Annotated in this window: 17 protein-coding genes; 10 read left to right on the plus strand and 7 right to left on the minus strand. The window is 38.0% G+C overall.

All coding sequences use genetic code 11. The features are described 5' to 3' along the window. Positions 1 to 89 precede the first annotated feature (89 nt). On the plus strand, positions 90 to 875 hold the full coding sequence (gene pgeF, locus MCS_RS04125) for a peptidoglycan editing factor PgeF (RefSeq protein ID WP_004855950.1): 786 nt from the start codon (positions 90 to 92) through the stop codon (positions 873 to 875). Positions 876 to 1581: 706 nt separating this feature from the next. After that, positions 1582 to 2514 (plus strand): ribose-phosphate pyrophosphokinase, encoded by a 933-nt coding sequence (locus tag MCS_RS04135; RefSeq protein ID WP_004855952.1) that lies wholly within the window; start codon positions 1582 to 1584, stop codon positions 2512 to 2514. Here the strand turns inward: MCS_RS04135 and MCS_RS04140 are convergent. Next, the gene (locus MCS_RS04140) at positions 2511 to 4010 is read right to left on the minus strand and encodes an ATP-binding protein (RefSeq protein WP_004855954.1); all 1500 of its coding nucleotides are present in this window, start codon (positions 4008 to 4010) and stop codon (positions 2511 to 2513) included. The genes MCS_RS04135 and MCS_RS04140 overlap by 4 nt on opposite strands. A gap of 283 nt (positions 4011 to 4293) precedes the next feature. Between MCS_RS04140 and MCS_RS04145 the strand changes: the two genes are divergently transcribed. Both MCS_RS04145 and pth read left to right on the plus strand, forming a co-directional pair. After that, a complete protein-coding gene (locus MCS_RS04145) occupies positions 4294 to 4914 on the plus strand; it encodes a 50S ribosomal protein L25/general stress protein Ctc (RefSeq protein ID WP_004855955.1) in 621 nt (206 codons plus the stop codon). Positions 4915 to 4997: 83 nt separating this feature from the next. Continuing rightward, positions 4998 to 5567: an aminoacyl-tRNA hydrolase gene (pth, locus tag MCS_RS04150; RefSeq protein ID WP_024864184.1), complete on the plus strand. Its 570-nt coding sequence runs from the start codon at positions 4998 to 5000 to the stop codon at positions 5565 to 5567. 593 nt (positions 5568 to 6160) lie between these two features. Here pth and MCS_RS04155 read toward each other — a convergent pair. Beyond that, a complete protein-coding gene (locus MCS_RS04155; protein WP_004855959.1) occupies positions 6161 to 6904 on the minus strand; it encodes a L,D-transpeptidase in 744 nt (247 codons plus the stop codon). Between the two features lie 246 nt (positions 6905 to 7150). On the opposite strand from MCS_RS04155, the gene ychF reads away from it, so the two are divergent. Further along, complete coding sequence (gene ychF / locus MCS_RS04160) at positions 7151 to 8254, plus strand: redox-regulated ATPase YchF (protein ID WP_004855961.1); 1104 nt, start codon at positions 7151 to 7153, stop codon at positions 8252 to 8254. Between the two features lie 145 nt (positions 8255 to 8399). On the opposite strand, the gene MCS_RS04165 is transcribed toward ychF, so the two are convergent. The 4 genes from MCS_RS04165 to petA form a co-directional block, all read right to left on the minus strand. After that, a complete protein-coding gene (locus tag MCS_RS04165; protein ID WP_004855963.1) occupies positions 8400 to 8840 on the minus strand; it encodes a PRC-barrel domain-containing protein in 441 nt (146 codons plus the stop codon). Between the two features lie 99 nt (positions 8841 to 8939). Beyond that, positions 8940 to 9818, minus strand: a complete 879-nt coding sequence (locus MCS_RS04170; RefSeq protein WP_004855965.1) for a cytochrome c1 — start codon at positions 9816 to 9818, stop codon at positions 8940 to 8942. After that, on the minus strand, positions 9812 to 11068 hold the full coding sequence (locus tag MCS_RS04175; protein WP_004855967.1) for a cytochrome b: 1257 nt from the start codon (positions 11066 to 11068) through the stop codon (positions 9812 to 9814). The genes MCS_RS04170 and MCS_RS04175 overlap by 7 nt, the downstream gene beginning before the upstream one ends. A 4-nt stretch (positions 11069 to 11072) precedes the next feature. Beyond that, complete coding sequence (petA, locus tag MCS_RS04180; protein ID WP_004855969.1) at positions 11073 to 11621, minus strand: ubiquinol-cytochrome c reductase iron-sulfur subunit; 549 nt, start codon at positions 11619 to 11621, stop codon at positions 11073 to 11075. Positions 11622 to 12519: 898 nt separating this feature from the next. Here petA and MCS_RS04185 point away from each other — a divergent pair. Next, positions 12520 to 12984 carry a tRNA (cytidine(34)-2'-O)-methyltransferase gene (locus MCS_RS04185; RefSeq protein WP_004855971.1) on the plus strand — a complete coding sequence of 155 codons (465 nt, stop codon included), beginning with the start codon at positions 12520 to 12522 and terminating at the stop codon, positions 12982 to 12984. Between the two features lie 333 nt (positions 12985 to 13317). On the opposite strand, the gene MCS_RS04190 is transcribed toward MCS_RS04185, so the two are convergent. Then, entirely contained in the window at positions 13318 to 14571 is a 1254-nt protein-coding gene (locus MCS_RS04190; RefSeq protein ID WP_004855973.1) for a CCA tRNA nucleotidyltransferase, read from the minus strand. Between the two features lie 237 nt (positions 14572 to 14808). Between MCS_RS04190 and MCS_RS04195 the strand changes: the two genes are divergently transcribed. From MCS_RS04195 to MCS_RS04210, 4 genes are read left to right on the plus strand one after another with little or no spacing between them, the layout of a single operon-like run. After that, entirely contained in the window at positions 14809 to 15840 is a 1032-nt protein-coding gene (locus tag MCS_RS04195) for an AAA family ATPase (RefSeq protein ID WP_004855975.1), read from the plus strand. Next, positions 15840 to 16751 (plus strand): DUF58 domain-containing protein, encoded by a 912-nt coding sequence (locus tag MCS_RS04200; RefSeq protein ID WP_004855976.1) that lies wholly within the window; start codon positions 15840 to 15842, stop codon positions 16749 to 16751. Before MCS_RS04195 ends, MCS_RS04200 begins: the two co-directional genes overlap by 1 nt. Then, the gene (locus MCS_RS04205; RefSeq protein ID WP_004855978.1) at positions 16748 to 19549 is read left to right on the plus strand and encodes a DUF4159 domain-containing protein; all 2802 of its coding nucleotides are present in this window, start codon (positions 16748 to 16750) and stop codon (positions 19547 to 19549) included. Before MCS_RS04200 ends, MCS_RS04205 begins: the two co-directional genes overlap by 4 nt. After that, positions 19546 to 21642 carry a glutamine amidotransferase gene (locus MCS_RS04210; protein ID WP_004855980.1) on the plus strand — a complete coding sequence of 699 codons (2097 nt, stop codon included), beginning with the start codon at positions 19546 to 19548 and terminating at the stop codon, positions 21640 to 21642. The genes MCS_RS04205 and MCS_RS04210 overlap by 4 nt, the downstream gene beginning before the upstream one ends. The last annotated feature ends 169 nt before the right edge of the window (positions 21643 to 21811 follow it).

The raw sequence follows: 21811 nt of genomic DNA on the forward strand, positions 1-21811 counted from the left end.
ATGCTCCCAGCAATAATACGCATTGACAAATATAAACATCTCACACACCATTCTCACTTTAAAAATAACTATCCACATAAGGCGCTTTTATGAATCCTATGCTTCATCCCATCCTTGCAAAAGATCTTTCTGCTTTACACCCGCATGGGATAAGGCATGGTTTTTTTACACGGAAAGTTAGTATTTCAAAAAGCCTTTATCAAAGCCTTAATATTGGACAAAGCTCAAATAATCATCCTAAACATGTTGCAAAAAATCGCATTTTAATCGCCGATTATTTTGGTGTTGAGATGCAAAATTTAATCACTGTCAATCAAGTACACTCTTGTGAAATTGTCTTGGTTAATCAAGCTTTTATTGAAGAACCTCCTAAAGCAGATGCTCTTGTTACAACCACGCCAGAACTCATAATTGGCATTCTTACAGCAGATTGTGGACCAATTCTATTGGCCGATCCACAAGCAGGTGTCATCGCCGCTGCACACGCCGGTTGGCGAGGGAGCTTAAATGGCATTGTAGAAAAAACAATTTTTGTTATGGAAGAACAAGGAGCTAAAAGACAATCAATAACAGCAGTTCTTGGCCCTTGTATTGGTCCCTGCCACTATGAAGTGACGGATGAATTTTACAATCAATTTATTGATTGCCATAGCCAATACCAAAAATATTTTATAAAAACAGACAAAGTAAATCACTTTCGCTTTAACCTATGGGCATTCATTATAAATCAACTAAAAGAAGCAGGGGTTCATGCTTCTTGTGTAGAGCTTTGCACCTACCATGATGAACAGCGTTTTTTCTCTTATCGCCGTGCAATACATCGCAATGAACCTGATTACGGCCGACAAATTTCTGCTATTATGCTAAAAAAATAAAAGATGAATATTTTTTTGCCTCAAAAAATACCAAACCAGCAAAACAAAATGTATCCCCAAATGACAAAACAATAGTTTTTTGCGGTTTTTTCATAAAAGATACTATTAGCGTACATAGCACAAAGGCTTTGGCTATGAAAATTGCAGTGTTTTTTATTTTCAATTATTTAATGGTAAGAACTTGTTATAAGATAATTTCAAAAACAAACTCCTCACTATTTGCCTCAAACATAAAATATCACGCACATTAAAGCTGTTCTTTTATAAAGAAATCGCAAAAATCTTCATCAAGATTGGATTTGCAAAATAATTAAATAAAATGTCTTCACTAAAACAACACTTTTAAAATATATTTTTCATACACTTACAACAATAGAAGAGCTTTATTTCGCTGAATAGATAAAGAAAAATACTAATAAACAAAAAATATCACATACACCAAAATATTCAAAAACAAACTTGCAGAAATAAAAGCCTACCTCTGTTATCTACACTGTCTTTAAATAAATAAGATAAACGCATACTCAAATTGAGTTCTGAAACAAAATCAACATTTAAACCAACTCTATGATTCAGCAATAAAACATAACATGCCTCTTTAATAAAAAGAGATAAAATTGTAATTTTTGTAATTGTTTCCTTGCAATCTGATAACAAAAGGTTAAAAACCGTATCACATCCTACGGTGATTATTCAGAGGTTTATCATGAAACTTTTCTGCGGCAATTCTAATCCATGCCTTGCTGAAGATGTTGCGAATTATTTAAACATTCCTTTAGGTAAAGCAACTGTGAAACGCTTTGCTGATCAAGAAATTTTCGTGGAATTACATGAAAATGTACGCGGACAAGATGTGTTTGTTTTGCAATCCACATCCTATCCAGCCAATGATCACTTGATGGAATTACTCATCATGATTGATGCGCTTCGCCGTTCTTCGGCACGTCGTATCACAGCTGTTATCCCTTATTTTGGTTACGCCCGCCAAGACCGTAAACCTGGGCCGCGTACTCCCATTTCCGCAAAACTTGTTGCCAACCTGATTACTGAAGCAGGAGCTCATCGCGTTTTAACTTTGGATCTTCATGCAGGGCAAATCCAAGGTTTTTTTGATATTCCAACGGATAATCTTTATGCTGTTCCAGTCATTTCTCGCGATGTCAAGATCCACTACCCCCTTGAAAATGTAATCGTTGTCTCACCTGATGTCGGTGGAGTGGTACGCGCACGCTCCTTAGCCAAGCGCTTAAACAGTTTGCTGGCGATTGTTGATAAACGTCGCGAACGCCCAGGCGAATCAGAAGTTATGAATATTATTGGGGATGTATCCGGAAAAGATTGTCTTTTACTTGACGATATTGTTGATTCAGGTGGAACTTTATGCAATGCAGCAAGCGCTCTTCTCAAACATGGTGCAAATAGTGTGACAGCTTACATCACACACGGCGTTCTTTCTGGAAATGCTATTGAGCGCATTACGAGTTCAGAAATGAAAGAACTGGTCATTACGGATTCAATTATGCCAACAACAGCAATTGAGAATGCCAATAATATCCGTGTTTTACCAATTGCCGACCTGATTGGAGAAGCAATTGCAAGAACAGCAGCTGAACAATCTGTCTCAAGTTTATTTGGTTAAACAGATCCCTTAGGATCTCCCGGTGCTGTTTCTATACCAAGATCAGGAAAAGCTATAATGCGTTGACCGCTAAAATGCATACAAATGACAATCAATCCGCGCTCCTCGAAATAGGTTAAAAGCCTGCGTGCGCGACTTAAAGAATGAGTTCCATAAAGACGCGCCAAAAGAGCGTCAGATGGACATGGTTTACCAGTTAACGCTGCTTGTGCCACATTCAAAAAAACACCCTGAACATCATCTTCCAAACTTTCTGATATATGCAAAATGTGTTTCCAATTTTCACTCACAGCAGTTTCTTCGTCAATAGCAGCCTGTGCGATAGCTAATTTGCGCCGAAATTGCGAAAGATTCAAGGAAACTCCAGACATACCATGAATACGGCAACGAACCAAAAAGTCTTGATAAAGTACTGCCGTTGAACGATAAAAAGCCTCAGGATCCTCAATAATTTCCTGAATAACACGTTCTACCTGTTTCTCACGGTCAACAATAGAAAGTTCAGGAAATAAGCTTGATTCTTTTTCCAAAACCTCTTGTTTTTTATGTACAGCTTCTTCTAATATTTCATGGATTAATTTTTCTTTCACAGGTTCTCGTGACTGTTTAAATGAAATTAAAACTTCCTCCGGTGAAGCAGTAAAAACGAGTTCTTTTACATCGGCTCTTTCTGTTGGAAGCGGCATTAGTTTTGGGCTAGAAGAGCGCGCCAATGTTTCAACAGGACCAACAATAATTGGTAAAGAGCGCCTTGATAAGGCTGGCCCTAAAGCAATAAAATGACCACGTTCAAGATCTCTAAACATTTCAGCCTGACGGCGCTCCATTCCCAAAAGATCAGCAGCACGTACCATATCGATATCCAAAAAAGTCCGTCCTATTAAAAAATTTGACGCTTCAGCAGCCACATTTTTCGCAAGTTTAGCCAAACGTTGCGTAGCAATGACACCGGCAAGACCACGTTTGCGCCCTCGACACATAAGATTAGTCATAGCACCAAGAGAAATTTTTCGTGCCTCATCAGAAACCTCTCCTGCTACCGCTGGTGCAAATAATTGTGCTTCATCAACCACAACGAGTATGGGATACCAATAATCACGCTCCACATCAAACAATGCACCAAGAAAAGCACCAACAGCACGCATCTGTTGCTCAGTATCCAAACCTTCCAGATTAAACACCACAGAAACCCGATGTTGGCGAATCCTATGGGCAATACGTGTCAGTTCTTGTTCGCTCCGTTGAGCCTCAACAACCACATGGCCAAATTTATCTGCCAAAGTCACAAAATCACCCTCTGGATCAACCACACAATGTTGCACCCATGAAGAACTTTGTTCAAGAAGACGACGAAGAAGGTGCGATTTTCCTGACCCAGAATTGCCTTGCACAAGAAGACGTGTTGCCAACAATTCTTCAAGATCAACGAGTGCTGGCATAGATTCACACAAAGCATTAGATTCTGCCATTTCACCCAAGGCAATCTCAACCTTCATAACATCTCCAGTATTTCATTTTAAATCTATCACCTAATATTGGTTTCTTCCATCTATATGATACTTGTAACATTTCCTCATTCTTAACGGTAGGAATCATGGATTTTTCCCACAACTCTTGCATCTACCAAGAGTTTGAATTATAGAGAAAGTCTCTGCGTAGACACCCTTGGAGGCAACGCAGAATGGAGCAATCGCTATTTTACAGCGCATATCTTCATATCCATACAGAAACTGTTGTTAGTTTTTGATGGATCTCCAATCATATAAAAGGACTTAAATTATGAGCAAAAGCTATACTCTTAAGGCCGAAATACGCGAGCGGGTTGGTAAGGGGTCCTCCCGTGAACTTCGCCGCAACGGTCTTATTCCAGCTGTCATTTATGGTGACAAACAACCCCCTTTGGCAATAGCAATTCCTTACAAAGAAGTTTTCTACAAAATTCATGCCGGTGGTTTTCGTACCACTGTTGCAACTATTGCGGTTGGAAAACAGAAAATTTCTGTTCTACCAAAAGATTACCAACTGGATCCTGTCCGTGACTTTCCCATGCATGTGGACTTTTTGCGTATTTCAGCGAAATCCATTGTAGATGTAAACATTCCCGTACACTTTCTCAATGAAGAGATAGCTCCTGGAATTAAACAAGGGGGTGTTTTAAATATTGTTCGTCATGAAATTGAATGTACCGCTCTAGCAAATGCTATTCCTGAGGCAATTGAGATTGATCTCTCCAACTGCTCTATTGGTGATTCTATTCATATTTCAGCAGTGCAATTGCCACAAGGTGTTACACCAGTGATTCAAGATCGAGATTTTACTATTGCAACCATTGCAGCCCCTGCTGGCATGAGTGCAGACAGTGAAAACTCAGAACAAGAGAATAACGAAAACAACGAATAAATTTCCATAGGCGGGAATTGTTCCCGCCTTTCCTTTATATAGAAGAACATTTACTAACTCCCCATACTTCACTGAAAGCGCACATGTGGCTCATTGCTGGTCTTGGTAATCCTGGTTTACAATACCAAAATAACCGACATAATATCGGTTTCATGGCTATTGATGCCATTTACCAGCGCTTCTCTTTTTCTCCATGGTTAAAAAAATTTCATGCTGAAATCTCCAATGGACTGATAAATGGTGAAAAAATCTTTCTTATAAAACCTCAAACTTTTATGAATCTTTCTGGTCAAGCTATTTGTGAAGCCTTGCGATTTTATAAATTAGACTTAAAAAACTGTATTGTAATTTACGATGAGTTAGACTTACCACCCGGAAAAGTGCGCGTAAAAACTGGCGGAGGAAGTAACGGACATAACGGTATAAAATCTATAGATACCTACTGCGGCACTGACTACAACCGTATACGTTTAGGAATTGGACATCCTGGTTCTAAAGAACTTGTCCATCAGTATGTTTTAGGAAATTTTACAAAATCCGACCAAGAGTGGTTGTCCTCCATCTTAGATGCAGTCGCAAAAAACATTCCTTTCCTTATAAAAGGAAACAACAGTCTCTTTATGAATAAAATCTCACAAGAAATGAAAAATTAAAATCTGTGATAACTGTTCATTTCTTAAGTCTATAAAATAAATCAAGCCTAACTGCTACAATTTGCGTTTTTTTATAAGATATTAATTTACAAAAGGTGAATTTTCATTTTTTTCCGAACAAAAATACCAAATACAATAAGATTTTTCTATTTCAAATTCTTACATTCAGTATCAAAGCTTGCTTACAAGACACAAGAAAAATCTACATGTAGAAAGAAATCATTTAAGAATGAATTAAAATATCCTTTATAGAGAAACCATCTAAAAACAAGGCATTTACACTATTGAAGAGCTGGTAAAGAGAGTTATGATAGTAGCTCATGACTTGATAAGCGTAAATAGGATAAAAACACCTATTTCTCTAACGCAAACCTGTACATAAGTAAAATAAATAGCATACTATTTTTTAGAGCACATTATATCTTTGGAAAAGCATGATCTCATTAAAGGAAATGATATGATTTATTGATTTTATTTATCATATCTTTCCCTACATGTGCATAGCGCTCCTCTTAAGAAATAAAAGCGCTACACAACAAATCATACCTTACCCAAAAACCAAAAAGCCTAGTCAAACCTGTATATCTTTAGAATTAAAAGAAATCACTTGGGTTGATGGTTGACTGTAATGGATCATACATACCTCTTTGTTGACTTAAAATATGGTCTTCTTTTCTATTATTCTCCAGTACCACCACACGCGAACCAGCAGGGACACGATCATACAGGTCAATGATATCTTGATTGAGCAAACGAATACATCCACTTGACATAGCATGACCAATTGACCAAGATTCATGTGAACCATGAATGCGGAAGAGTGTATCCTGCCCATCCTTAAAAAGATAAAGGGCCCGTGCGCCTAATGGATTATCAGGTCCTGGTGGCATGCCCTTCCCTAAATGACCATAACGTTCTGGTTCTCGGGCCATCATTGCCGCTGTAGGTACCCAATATGGCCACCGACGCTTGCGCTGTATAACCCCCTCACCATCAAATGCCAATCCCTCTTTGCCAACACCAATGCCATAACGCAAAGCTTGCCCATTTTCACCAATAAGATAAAGGAAACATTCCTGAGTATCTATAACTAATGTCCCAGGAGGATAAGGTGTATGATAAATCACTTGCTGACGCCAAAATTTTGGATCAATTTCTGCGAGATCAACAGCAGGTAATAAATAGGGTTCATTCGTTACAGGTCCATACAAGGACTGTATTTCTTCTGGGATGTCCCGAACCTGTTGAGAGGCAACAAGCGACATATTTGACTGATGAGTAGCGCATCCAACCAAAGCGAGAAGGATTGCACATAAAAAAACACGACAAGACAACACTCTTATATTTTCTCCAATTAATTCCTATGAAATTTTGCATACTATAAAAAACTTAGTACAGTATTAACGTTAATTTGGAAATCTTTTAATAATAACAAGAGTAACTCTGATGAAAATATAACTCTTTTTGGCATAGTTTTTTTCTTCTTGACAACAACAGAAGACTATAACTCTTTTTAAAATATGCTATAGAAATGTGCAAGAAACGTTATCTTGACTATAAATCAACAGAGAAGAAGGGCACCTATGGGTTTTAACTGCGGTATTGTTGGACTCCCTAATGTTGGGAAATCAACCCTTTTTAATGCATTAACAAAAACAGCTACAGCACAAGCTGCTAATTATCCTTTTTGCACAATCGAACCCAATACCGGTGAAGTTGCTGTTCCAGATTTTCGAATGAAAAAAATTGCATCTATAGCCGGTTCAAAAGAAATCATCCCCACACGCATTAGTTTTGTTGATATTGCCGGACTTGTGCGAGGCGCATCAAAAGGTGAAGGTTTAGGAAACAAATTTTTAGCCAATATTCGTGAAGTTGACGCTATTATCCATGTTTTACGTTGTTTTAAAGATGAAGATATCACCCATGTAGAAGGACGAATTGATCCTGTTTCTGATGCTACAACAGTTGAAACAGAACTAATGCTCGCAGATCTTGAAAGTCTTGAGCGGCGAATTGTACAAATCCGCAAACGTGCAACTGGGAAAGATAAGGAAGCTGTGACAATTCTTCCTATGATGGAAGCAGCTCTAAACTTATTACAAAAAGGAAATCCTGTTCGGTTATTACTCAAAGATATCTCCTCAGACGAACGCCACGTTCTTGAAGGTTTGAATCTTTTAACTTCCAAACCAGTACTTTACGTTTGTAATGTCAGTGAAAATGACGCTGCTCATGGAAATAGCTTCACCCAAATGGTTGAAAAAATGGCAATAGAGCAACATGCGCAAAGTATTGTTATTTCTGCTTCTATCGAAGCTGAAATTTCCCAATTAAGTGACGCAGAAGCTACAGAATATCTTAGTGCTCTAGAACTCTGGGAACCGAGTCTGAATCGCCTCATTCGCTCTGGTTATCATTTGCTTGACCTCATTACTTATTTCACATGTGGACCTAAAGAAACGCGTGCATGGACCATTACGCGTGGTACTAAAGCTCCCCAAGCAGCTGGCGTAATTCACTCAGATTTTGAGCGTGGCTTTATTCGTGCTCAAACCATCAGCTACGAGGATTATATTGCTCTAGGTGGAGAAAACGGTGCAAAAGAAGCAGGAAAAGCACGTGATGAAGGTAAAGAATATATTGTACAAGATGGCGATATCATACTGTTTAAGCACAACACTTAAGATACATTCCACTTAACCCTCTTATATTTCTTTAAAAAACCAAAGCATATTTTATTGTAAATTTGTTCAAAATTTTCAAAAAACATTTTGAATCACAAACAGTGCTATCAACTTATAGATAGCACTGTTTCGATAGAAGGGAAAATTAGCGTGCCCAACGTCCTTCATATTTAAATGTAGGAGCTTCCTTTAAAGAATCCTTTGTCGCGTTGATAATAATTTTCCATTTACCATAATCATTTATCATCTGGGTTGTTTCTGGAGAAACGACCACATAACTCTCGCCTATACCAAGGAAACCTCCAACAGCAATAACAATCCCTGCCATGTTATTCTCACGCAGAATAATATCTCTTACTTCACCAATATTTTCATTTTCTATATTGTATACACTTGCACCAATAAGGCTTGAAGCAACAAAATCCGTTGCTAAAGGCGTAACATAACGCGCAAACATATCTTTCCCAACCTGTACAACACCTGTTGAAGAAATTTTTTCAGATTCAAAAGGTACTGCAAGAGACTGAGCATAAGTACTAGAAGCCATCAAAACTGATATAAGAGTAGTAAATGCAATTTTTCTCATTCTAACATCTCCGTTTTTACTTTACAAAGCCTCAATGCATCATAACCGGATTTGTTCCCTACATTCCTTTTAAGATTTATGCCTATCGCTTCTTTCTCTTCAATCTTTGACTTTTTCCTCAAATCTTTCTTCTAAACCACGCCAAATCCGATCTTTTACAATATAAACAAGCCCCCCCAAAAAAATTAAAAACAAGATTACACGAAAACCTGTTTTCTTACGAATCTCCATATGAGGATCAGCAGTCCACATCAAAAAAGCAGAAACATCACGCGCATAATGTTCAACCGTTTCTGGAGTTCCATCCTCATAGGAAATAAGACCATCATCCAAGGGAGGAGCCATAGCTAAAGCATTATTGGCAATAAAATACGGATTATACCAAAAACCATCAGCAATTTTTGTATTCTCTGGTGCCTTCTGGTATCCCATTAAAAGAGCTGTAATATAATCTGGTCCAGCAGTATTGTAATGAGTCAATATATCAGAAATCAAAGCAGGAAATGGCAAAGAAACGGCACGTGCACGCGCCATTAGTGACAAATCTGGAGGATAAGCCCCGTTATGAATGAATCTTGCTTCTTCTTCATTCGCAAAGGGAGAAGGAAAAGAGTCTGTTGCAATACCAGCGCGTTTAAAAAATTTCCCTTCTCTGTTAGGACCGTCACGTATTTCATACTGCTTAGCAAAGGTTTTAATTTGTTCTTGATCATATCCAAGCGCCTTCAAATTGCGAAAAGCCACATATTTTAACCCATGGCAACGAGAACAAACTTGTTTATAAACTTTCAACCCACGTTGTAATTGTGCCTTATCATACACACCAAATGGACCTGAAAAACTCCACTCCTGTTTTTTAGGAACGCGCAAGGGAAAAGAAACGAGCTCTTCTTTCTGATTGGAAGCAAAACAAGCGATACCCTGAAAAGAAAAGCTCATCACAGCTATAATAATCAATTGAATAAAAGCATTTACCATAATCTGTGTTTTTTCTGTCGCATATCTTCAGTAATCGAACTAGGAAGAGAACAACTCTTTTCAAAAATGGGAAGGATCGGCAAAATAATTAAAAAGAATATAAAATAATAAGCCGTAGCCAATTGCATCCATAAAAGAGTATCCTGATTAATTTCTCTAGAACCAAGCCAACCAAGAATAATGATATCAATAATCAACGCCCAAAAGAAAACTTTATAAACAGGCCGGTATCTTGCAGAGCATATTGTAGAACGATCTAACCATGGAACAAAGAACAAAACAAAAAACGAACCTGCCAATATTATAATGCCCACAAAAGTTGATGAAAAAACACCGATATTAAAAGTTATGGCATGAAGCATAGCATAAAAAGGCAAAAAATACCACGCTGGGACAACATGAAGAGGCGCTTTTAAAGGATCAGCAACGCTATAGTTTTCAGTGTGCCCCATATAATCTGGCATATAAAACAAAAACCAAGAAAAAAAGAGTAGAAAAATAGTAATAGCAAAAATATCTTTTATAAGTGCATAGGGTGAAAAAGGAACAGTTTCCTCTTCGGATTGTACCTCAAGGCCAGTGGGATTACTCTGCCCAACTTGATGGAGAGCCCAAATGTGAAGGATCACGAGAAAAATTAAAAGAAATGATAAAAAGTAATGGAAAACGTAAAAACGATTAAGTGTTGGTTGTCCCACGCCATAACCACCAAGAAGTGCATCATGCAACCACATCCCCACCAAAGGAATTGCTTTTACAAGACCAGCAACTACTGAAGCAGCAGAAGAAGACATCATCCCCCAAACCAATACAGAACCAAAAAATGCTGTTGCCATCATAACTATGTAAATAAAAATGCCTGTGATCCAAACCATTTCTCGCATATTTTTATAAGAACCATAATAAAGCCCGCGCGCCAAATGGATATAGAGAGCGATAAAAAAAAATGAAGAACCTACACAATGCCATGGACGAAAAAGCCAGCCAAACTGCCCCTCACGGCTAAAACGTTCAGCGGTTTCGAAAGCCAAATGAACATCTGGAACATAATGCAGTGCCAAGACAATACCAGTCAAAAGCTGTGACACAAGCATAATGGTCAAAATACCACCAAATGTATAAAAATAATTAAGATTACGTGGAACAGGAAAAATCACAAATGCATTGTAAAATAAGCGAGGAAGAGGCAAACGCTTATCCAACCAACGAGCAATAACACTTTTGGGAGAATAAGGAGGAAATTTTCTCATAACTTCATCCGATTTTCAATAAAGTATCAGAAAGAAACTGATAAGGTGGAATTGCTAAATTATAGTTCGCTGGTCCTGAACGTACTCTTCCAGCCGTATCATAAACAGATCCATGACACGGACACAACCACCCCCCAAACCTCCCTGATTGACCAAGCGTTACACAACCAAGATGTGTACAAAGGTTAATAAGAATAAGCCAATTCTCACGCCCTTCACCAGCAGAACGTGCAAAATCTGTCGCTTCTTTTTCACCTTCAAGATTAGGATTTCGTGCTTGAGGATCTTTCAAAAGACTTAATTCAACAGTACGCGCTTCAGCAATTTCTTTCGCAGTGCGGTTACGTATAACAACAGGCTGTCCACGCCACTGAACTGTTACAGACATACCTTCTTCAATACCAGAAATATCAACTTCAACAGAAGAAGATGCCAAAACACTTTCATCAGGGCATATCTGACGAATAAGAGGCCACGCAACAGCACCGATACCAACCGCCCCCGTAAGACCTGTTAGTAAAAACAGAAAATCCCGCCTCGTTTGTTCACTCATTATCTCAACTAAAGAGCCTATTCCTTAAAATATTTCTCTACCATATTCTCTTTTACTGTACAATGCCTGATCCTTCAATTTTCTAAATCACAATGAAGATCCTAAGAAAACTCCCTGACACATATATAATATGTTCTCTTACCATTGAAGTTACCATATTGCTTGTTGATCAATAAAGATTCTTAAACCTTTACTCAAGAAAATCGAGTTTACTCTCCCATTGTCTTATATTTTTCTTGTATTTTTAACACTTTTTCATATTTTGACTCTTTGACTTTTTAATATTCAAAATTATCTACTCTGTTTTTAGCTATACCTTCAACATATTCAAGACTTATAAGAGAATATCATTATATTATTACATGGATTATTGTGAATGAGCTGACACCCATATAACATCAACAACCTTCTCATGCTTCAATATCTTTCTTTTTCACTCAGCACATAAATCTTGAACATCAAACATAATTTACACAAAACTATTCTCTACAAATAAAGCTGAAATTTCTTATCCAATCTGCTTTAATACTTCATAGAAATTTAAAAAATTGATATTAAAAAGCGATAAATGCTTTTTTCATAATTGTCCTCTCCTAGCCACTATCCTTATTGCTAATAAAAATCTTGCGCATGTAACAGCACTTTGCAAAAATAGTCCTTTCTCCTTCTGAAAAAAATTGTCATCTTTAATCATAGGCATCTTTCACTAATGTCACTCTGCTCACCTCATAATAAACTTAAGAACGCAGCTTTTTTCCTGAAATCCAAGGTCAATAGCAACAAAATATAAAAATTCCTATACTCCTTTGTAAGATATTTCTGGAATCTGCCACAGAGCTCCTTTACAAACGATTAGGATCAAATCATGTTACAAAAAGCTAAATGAGAGTTGAGGCGTATGACACTTCACATTGCTCTTTTTCAACCTGACATCGCTGGGAACACAGGGACAATTTTACGCCTTAGTGCATGCTTTGGTTTACATGTACATATTATTGAACCCGCAGGTTTTAATCTATCAGATCGTAACCTTAAACGTGCGGGTATGGATTATCTTGAATATGCCTCGCTAGAAAAACACATTGATTGGCAACATTTTATAAATTCTGTAAAGCATTTTAACCGTCGTCTTTTACTTTTAAGCACAAAAGCAGCAACATGCTATACAGAAATAAACTACCAGAAAAACGATATCCTGCTTTTTGGCCGTGAATCGGCAGGAGTTCCTGATTACGTCCATAAAGCCAGTGATTATTCATTAACAATTCCCATGCAACCACACGCACGATCTTTAAATCTAGCAATAAGCGTAGCTATAACAACCGGAGAAGCTCTTCGCCAAATTGGTTATTATGAAAGATGAAAAACTTGATAAAAAATTTTATTAATGCCTTACATTTATTAATAAAAATACCAATACATTGCTCATAATAAACAATTGTCAAAATAAAGTCAGCGCATTTTTTGCATTCTAATCTATTAAGAGCATTAAAATCGTATACTCCTCAATGACACTTCCTAAATAAGCAATAGAGTAGCTTTGCAAATTATTAGGAGAAAATTATACTCTAGAAAACTCAATTCAGCTGAACCATATCGTACTTCATCAAATGATTTTGGCTATAACATGCAAATTTCTATAAAATAAGCAGCTGAAAAAATAATTATGAAGCCCTATAAAGAGAAAAAATTAATATTATAAATTAATATTTTCTAATAATGCATTACGATCTATGATAAATCCGCTTTCAACCCATATCATTTCTAACTCTTTGAGTTTTTGTCCTAAAAGTACACCTTTAGCCAAACCTTTTTCCAGTAAATCCTTACCACTAATAGGAAAAGTTGGAATCTTCCATTTTTGAGCAAAGTGATAAAGCCTGATATAATCTTCTGCTTTTTGCGAAGTGCCACCACCCTCAAGAGTATTAAAATATGCAGCTGCTACAGATAAAGATAATTGATCTAAAACCGGCTGCCTACCATGAAAATAAATCAATTTTTGCACAAAAACCTCTGAACAGTTTTTGCGAATTATCTTCAATTCTGCCCATTTTTTTAACCGCATTGCCTCATTGTTAGAGAAACGCAAACGCTGTGCCATCTCATGAAGACGAACAGGATCAGGAGGAAGAAGGCTTTCTAGCCGCAACAAAGGATCAACCTTCCAACCAAAAGTCTGTTCTGCTTTCACAAGAAAGTGGACCGCATCAATCCCCCATTTTTCTGTTTCAGGGAAAATCAGTGTTAAAATTCCGCTTTGGCGCATCCATAAAAGAGCACGTGTTGGATCTGGAGCAGCAAGAAGTTTTTTCATCTCATCCCAAATACGCTCTGATGAAAGCTTTTTCAGACCTTGTTTTAAAAAAACGCATGCTTTTAGACCTTGCGCATCAGGCCGCCCCGCTCCATACCAAGCAAAAAAGCGAAAAAACCGTAAAATACGCAAATAATCCTCGCGAATACGCTTTTCTGCAATGCCGATAAAGCGAACTGTCCGACTGGCAATATCGTTTAATCCTCCTACAGCGTCATAAAGGTGGCCATCTGCATCACAATAAAGGGCATTAATTGTAAAATCTCGCCGTTCAGCATCTTTTTGCCAATCACGACCGAAATCGACTTTTGCATAACGACCATCCGTTTCAATATCAGAGCGAAGAGTTGTAACCTCATAAGAACATGATTCAGTAACCACCGTCACCGTACCAAAAACAATACCAGTAGGAATGGCTTTAAACCCCATCTGTTCTGCACGTGCTATCACCTGTTGCGGCAAACAGGTTGTCGCAATATCAATATCACTAATAGGCTGCTCCAATAACTGATTGCGCACCGCTCCTCCCACAATACGCGCCTCTTCACCATCCAGAGATAAAACGCGAAGAAGCGTTTGGATATCACTATGCTGCAACCACTCAACCTGCTTGAAATTTTGCCTTATCTTCACCCTTTAACCCTTCAAAAATGTCCTTCTTCTCTGAATGGAGAATTCATATATTCCCAAGACAATCCTTAGACAACATACCCTGTTAATTCCCCCCAAAAAGCCTTTCTCTTCATACATGAATATAAAAAAACAGCGTATGACTCTTCTTTTCTCCTTATTTTCTGCTACAAATTATAAAATATCCATTATCATACAAAGAAATTATCGATTTTGCGACAAGCGCCTTAAGGAAAAAATATGAGTCAGAACGATACATTATCCAATTCTACGAAAAAGGCTAATATCAATCATGAAGCCGAAATGATTATTGGTGATATTGATGCAGCACACAAAGAATTGTATATTCTGCAACAAGAAATTGATAAAGTTATTTTTGGCCAAAATCATGTGATCGAATATGCTCTCATAACCATTTTAGCTGGCGGGCATGCTCTTCTTGTTGGCGTTCCAGGACTTGCAAAGACACGTCTTGTTGAAACAATAGGAACAGTGTTGGGACTTGATGAAAAACGCATCCAATTCACGCCTGACTTAATGCCATCAGATATTATTGGTTCTGAAATTATGGATTCTGACAAGAATGGCAAGCGCTCTTTTCGCTACATTAAAGGCCCTATTTTTACCCAGATTCTCATGGCCGATGAGATTAATCGCGCTTCTCCCCGTACACAATCAGCTCTTTTACAAGCTATGCAAGAATATCACGTTACTGTTGCTGGAACGCGTTATGATCTGCCACAACCTTTTCATGTGCTTGCCACACAAAATCCTCTCGAACAAGAAGGAACCTATCCCCTTCCCGAAGCACAACTGGATCGCTTTTTAATGCAAATCGATATTGATTACCCTGATCTAAATGCAGAACGACGTATCATTTTAGAAACAACGAAAGAAAAAAGCAAAAAGGCAAAACCAATTTTATCAACCCAAAAGCTACAAAAAGTTCAAAAAATCGTTCGAAAAATGCCAATCTCAGAAAATGTTATTGAAGCCATTTTGAAGATCGTCCGCTCGGCCCGTCCCCATAAAAACAATAACCTTGCAAATTCTTATGTCGCTTGGGGACCTGGTCCTCGAGCCTCACAAGCACTTTCACTTTGCGCTCGTGCCCGCGCTCTTTATTATGGACGTTTAGCACCCTCACTCGATGATATTGAAGCATTGGCTCACCCTGTATTACAGCACCGCATGGCACTCAATTTTTCTGCACATGCTGAAGGCATAACCATCAAAGATGTTATCAATAATCTTGTGAAAGACTCCCTCTAATGGCCATTGGCAAAAAAGTTTCAAACAAACCTCCACTATCACTCGCCACCAAGCTACACAGAGATGTTGCCAATATGCCGTATCTTCTTTTACAAGCGCACCGTATAGCCAATACGCTGTTAACCGGATGGCATAAACGGCGCAAACACGGGAATGGAGAAAATTTCTGGCAATTTCGCCCGTATGTTGAAGGAGAATCTATTACACGTATTGACTGGCGACGTTCAGCACGGGATGAACACACCTATTTACGTGAACACGAATGGGAAATGACACAGACAGTTTGGCTTTGGCCTGATCAGAGTAAATCGATGCATTATTGTTCACGCTTTTCCAAAAATTCTAAAGGCAATTATGCGATCACTCTTTCCTTAGCATTAGCAATACTTCTTACACGTAGCGGTGAACGTATTGCTATCCCCAATTTAATACCCCCCACGATGACATCCAATGCCATAGAACGCATGGCTCTGGCGTTGGGAAATCATCAAAATGAAAATCTATTTCCAGATTTTTCAACAATTACGCGATTTTCACATGCCGTTATAATGAGTGATTTTCTTGACCATCCTGAAAAGACCATCCAACATTTAACTGTTTTATCTACAAAGCAGGTCACTGCTCATTTAATTGAAGTTGCTGATCCCGCAGAAGAAATTTTTCCCTACAAAGGTCGTACAGAATTTTTTGATCCTGAAACGAAAGAAAAACGCGTTTTCGGAAAAGCAGAAGATCTTCGTGAACATTATTGCAAACTGTATCAAGCAAGACGACAAAAATTGATAAATTTTTGTGCACGCCAAGGATGGAGCTATCACGTAAGCACAACTGATCAACCTTTAACAGAAATCATTTTGCAGCTTGCAAAAAAAATGGGTGAATCTTCATCTTATACCAGGAGGTCACCTTGAGTTTTTCTGCTCCCCTGCTTTTATTAGGACTTTTATCCTTACCAGTTATTTGGTGGTTGTTGCGGAGTACCCCCCTCTCTCCACGTCAAGAGCTCTTTCCTCCTTTGCTCTTTCTGCCCAAAACAACTACTCAGCAAGAAACAACAAACCATATGCCTTGGTGGTTGTTGTTATTACGATTAACTATAGCAGCACTAATTATTATTGCTTTAGCGCGTCCCACATGGAATCAAAAACCAATTGTATTTTCTAAATCTCAACCACTCGCACTCATAATTGATAATGGATGGTCCTCTGCAGAAGAATGGAAAAAACGTATCACGGTCGCAGAAAACCTCCTCACACAAGCCGCCAAACAGAAAAAAAATATTTATCTTCTTGCAACAGCTGAGAATGATCCCTCCAATGTAGTCCCCCTACCCGCAGAAGTCATAAAAACACACTTAACGCATTTACAGCCACGCCCGTGGCCTGTTAACCGCATGCGCGCTCTGAAAAAACTAATGGAAATAAACAAAGGAGAGCCTCTTGATATTGCCTACTTAAGTGATGGATTACAAACAAATGAAGATGAGCAAACTTTTGCTCTCATTGAACAATTAAAACCCGAAACATTCTTATGGTATTTAGCTGATATTTCCGATCTCACTGGCATAACTGCCATAGAAAATAACAGTGGAAACATGATAGCATATGTTACCCGTGCAACCACATATAATGAAACTCCAATCACACTTAGCCTTTATGATTCAAACAGCCAACTTCTTGGCCATTTTTCAAAAAACTTCCTTAAGGGAGAAAAAACAGTTCTTGTTCCTTTTAACTTACCACTTGAATTACGCAACGATATTGCATGGATAAAAATTGATAACCACGCCCATGCTGCTGCTACTTTCTTAATGGATAGCCATAATCGTGTGAACCGTGTTGCTCTTCTTTCACCTGATATCAATGAAATAGTACAGCCTTTGCTTTCACCGTTCTATTACATCATCAAAGCATTACAAGGCCACACACAGCTTATAACAGCCGGTGGAAGAGAACTTTCAACTGATATTGATTATTTGCTCAAACAAAATCCATCTGTTTTTATTATGGGTGACATTGTAAACATGTCACAAGAAGCAGAAAAAAAGCTTTCTGAATTTGTTGCTAAAGGAGGAACACTCATCCGCTTTGCGGGAGAAAATCTAAGTACAGCAGAACATCCAGATAGTCTATTGCCAGTGCCACTGCGTCCTGGAAAACGCCTACTTGGAAATATTATGTCTTGGACGAAACCACAAAAACTTGCACCTTTTGCAAAAAATAGTATCTTCCTTGATCTTCCTTTTCCAGAAGAAGTCACTGTTTCACGCCAAATTCTTGCAGAACCAAGCTTTGATCTTTTTGAAAAAACATGGCTTAGTCTTGCTGATGGAACCCCCCTTATTACAGCAGCTGGTCATGGCAAAGGCACACTTATTTTTATTCATATTGCACCTGATCCTACATGGTCAAACCTCCCTCTTTCGGGATTTTTTACACAAATTCTGCAAAAACTCATCACATTGAGTTCCTATGAAGATAAGATACATATTAAAAAAAGCCCAACGATGCAAAATCCTTGGCGAACAATGACTGCAAATGGACAGCTACAAATACCTCCCCCTTATGTTGTTCCACTCGTCATTGATGGGCATAACCCAATTCTTCCTTCTTATCATACCCCACCTGGACTTTATGGTGTAAAAAACAATTTTTATGCACTCAATCTCTTAAACAATTCATCACGTTTTATAAAGCAATCCCCATTGCCTCCATCTTTAAGAGCAAAGCCTCAATCTTATAATACAAAAGAAAAACATCTTATTGGCCCACTTTTAGGATTAGCTATTTTATTATTCGCTTTTGACAATTTTCTCATGTTATGGATGGGAGGGACTTTTTTTCTCAATCGGAAAAATAACATGCTTCTTATTCTTCCTCTTACAATAGGTTTTACCGCATTATTTTTATATGTTCCAACTGTTCACGCACAAGACACAAAAAATGATGACGAAATCATAGCACAAGCCGCGGGCGCTACGCATCTTGCTTACGTCATAACCCATAATCATGAAATCGACACAACGAGTAAAAGTGGTCTAGAAGCCTTGAGTCAATTTATCGCAGAGCGGACAATGCTTACGCCAAGTTCGGTAATAGCACTTGATCTCGATAAAGATGAGCTCGCCTTTTATCCTCTCATTTATTGGCCAATTGATGCAAATAGTCCGATCCCAACACAAAAAAGTCTAGAAAAAATAAATAGCTTTATGAAATATGGAGGCACAATTTTATTTGATACACGCGATCAGATAAATACCAACTTCAGTCTTGAAGGAGCAGCTACTCCAGCTACACAAAAATTACGCACCATCTTAAAAGAATTAAATATTTCTACTATTGAGCCAGCATCAACTGATCATGTTATTTCACGTTCTTTTTATATTATGCCAGACTTTCCCGGCCTCTATCGTGGTTCACCTTTATGGGTTGAATCATCATCCATAAATAAAAAAAGCAAAAATTCTCTTGCCTCCGGTGATAATGTTAGTTCACTCCTTATCACCGCAAATAACTTTGCTGGTGCTTGGGCTTTAGATGAAAAAGGAACATGGAAATACCCGCTTGTCCCCAATGATCCGATGCAACGCCTATGGGCATTTCGTGCAGGATTGAATATCGTTATCTATGTACTCACAGGAAACTATAAAGCTGACCAAGTTCATGTTCCTGCACTTTTAGAACGCTTTAAAAAAGAAAGAAGGCAATGATACCATTCATCACTTTCCAGCCTTTTTTGCCATTCTTTTGGATTTTCCTCTTAAGTGGAATATCTCTTTTCTTTATCGTAATCAGCTTCATTACACAGCGGAAAGGATCTTTATTGCGTCTGCTGGCTTTCTGTACTTTGATCCTTGCTTTGCTAAATCCAATGATCATAAAAGAACAGCGTGAACCACTCAAAAGCATTGTAGGCATTGTAATTGACCGCAGCAAAAGCCAAACATTTGAAACACGAACAAATGACACTGATAAAGCACGTCTACAATTAAGCAATATGTTAGCGCGCTATCCACAATTTGAACCACGTTTTATTGATGCTGGAAAACTTGATGATACACAATATGCACCTTCAACGAATTTGTTTCATGCTTTAACACAAGCCATATCTGATATACCACAATCTCGTTATGCAGGAACAATTTTGATCACCGATGGACAAGTGCATGACATTCCACCACTCTCAAATCTCCACCATAAAGCGCCAATCAATGCTCTGATAACAGGGCGATCAAGTGAATTTGATCGCCAAATCAAATTTATTTCTCCTCCTCGTTTTGCCCTTATCAATAAACCACAAATGCTTTCCATTTTGGTGGAAGATAAAGGCCAGTTCCAAGAGTCTCTACCAACGCAAGCAAATATTACTGTAAGTGTTGATGGCCAAGAAGTTGGACATTATTCTGTTACACCCGGTATCATTTTTCAAACGGAAATCACACTTACTCATACTGAAAAAAATATCATCCAAGTTGCAACCGATATGTATAAAGGTGAATTAAGCTTTGAAAATAACCGAGCAATAACAACCATTGAAGGAATCAGAGAAAATTTACGCGTCCTTCTTATTTCAGGAGCACCTTACAATGGGGAACGTACATGGCGTGATCTTTTAAAAGGTGACTCCAATATTGATCTTGTTCATTTTACTATTTTGCGCCCTCCCCACAAAGCAGACAATACACCATTAAGCCAATTATCTCTTGTCGTATTTCCTACAACAAAGCTCTTTGTTGAAGAAATTGATAGCTTTGATCTCATCATTCTTGATGGCTACCAACACTCTGCTGCACTCCCCTTAATTTATTATGATTATATCGCCCAATATGTACAAAAAGGTGGTGCCTTACTAATGGTAACAGGTCCTGAATTTACCCAAAAATCTTCGCTTGCGAACACACCTTTAATCAGCATTCTACCCGCACTTCCCAGTGGTGTTATCATTCAAAAACCTTTTCGTCCTGCACTAACGAAAGAAGGTAAACGTCATCCTGTCACAAGAGGTCTTGCAACAACTGCTTATCCAGCTTCTCAGTGGGGGCAATGGTTACGGCAAATTGCTATCCAAAATGAAAACAAAGGCATAACCCTTATGAAAGGAGCTGATGAACAACCACTTTTACTTCTTTCTCATGTTGGTAAAGGACGTGTAGGCATGTTACTTTCCGATGAAAGTTGGCTTTGGGCACGAGGTTTCGATGGCGGAGGTCCATATGCTGCTCTTTATCGTCGAGTTGCCCATTGGCTTATGAAAGAACCAGAACTTGAAGAAGAGAGATTGTATGCTACCAGCAACCATCATCATTTAACGATTCGTCGCCAAACACTTAAAGATCATCCAGAATCAGCTGAAATAACTTTTCCTTCTGGAAAAAAAGAAAATATTCCTCTCACAAAAGAACAAGAAGGTGTCTTCACAGCAGCTGTTAAAACTGATGAAATAGGGATATTTACCATCCAAAATGGCGATCTAACAATACTTTCTTCAATAGGTGTGTTTGACAATCCAGAATTATCTGACTTAATTTCAACAAAAGAAAAATTAGCCTCTATCAGTAAACATACAGGAGGAAATATCACGCGATTACACAAAGAAGGAAAAGAAAGCATTAGTATTCCTCCTATTAAACTGCTTAGATCACAAGCAGAACACATATCTCCCCTTCCACATTCAATTGTTTTGAAGGAAGCAACGGAAAGTCGTTTAATCCGTACCTTCTCTTTTCCTATCTTTTCTGGTTTCTTTGCCCTCCTCTCTTGTCTTTTACTTTTTAGCAGCATGTGGTATCGTGAAAGCCGTTAAAAAATTTTGAGAATTTATTGCTATAATTTAAAAATGTAACGCATATAGCATATAGAAAAACAAGAACATGTAGTATTGTATCTTCTTTTTATCATTTAAAAACAATGAAGCATGAAGCTCCAAAAAGCTTTTTTATATCTTCTAAGACTGTTTTTTCATTTCATAATCT

The organism is Bartonella doshiae NCTC 12862 = ATCC 700133 (assembly GCF_000278155.1).
GTDB classification, from domain to species: Bacteria; Pseudomonadota; Alphaproteobacteria; order Rhizobiales; family Rhizobiaceae; genus Bartonella; species Bartonella doshiae.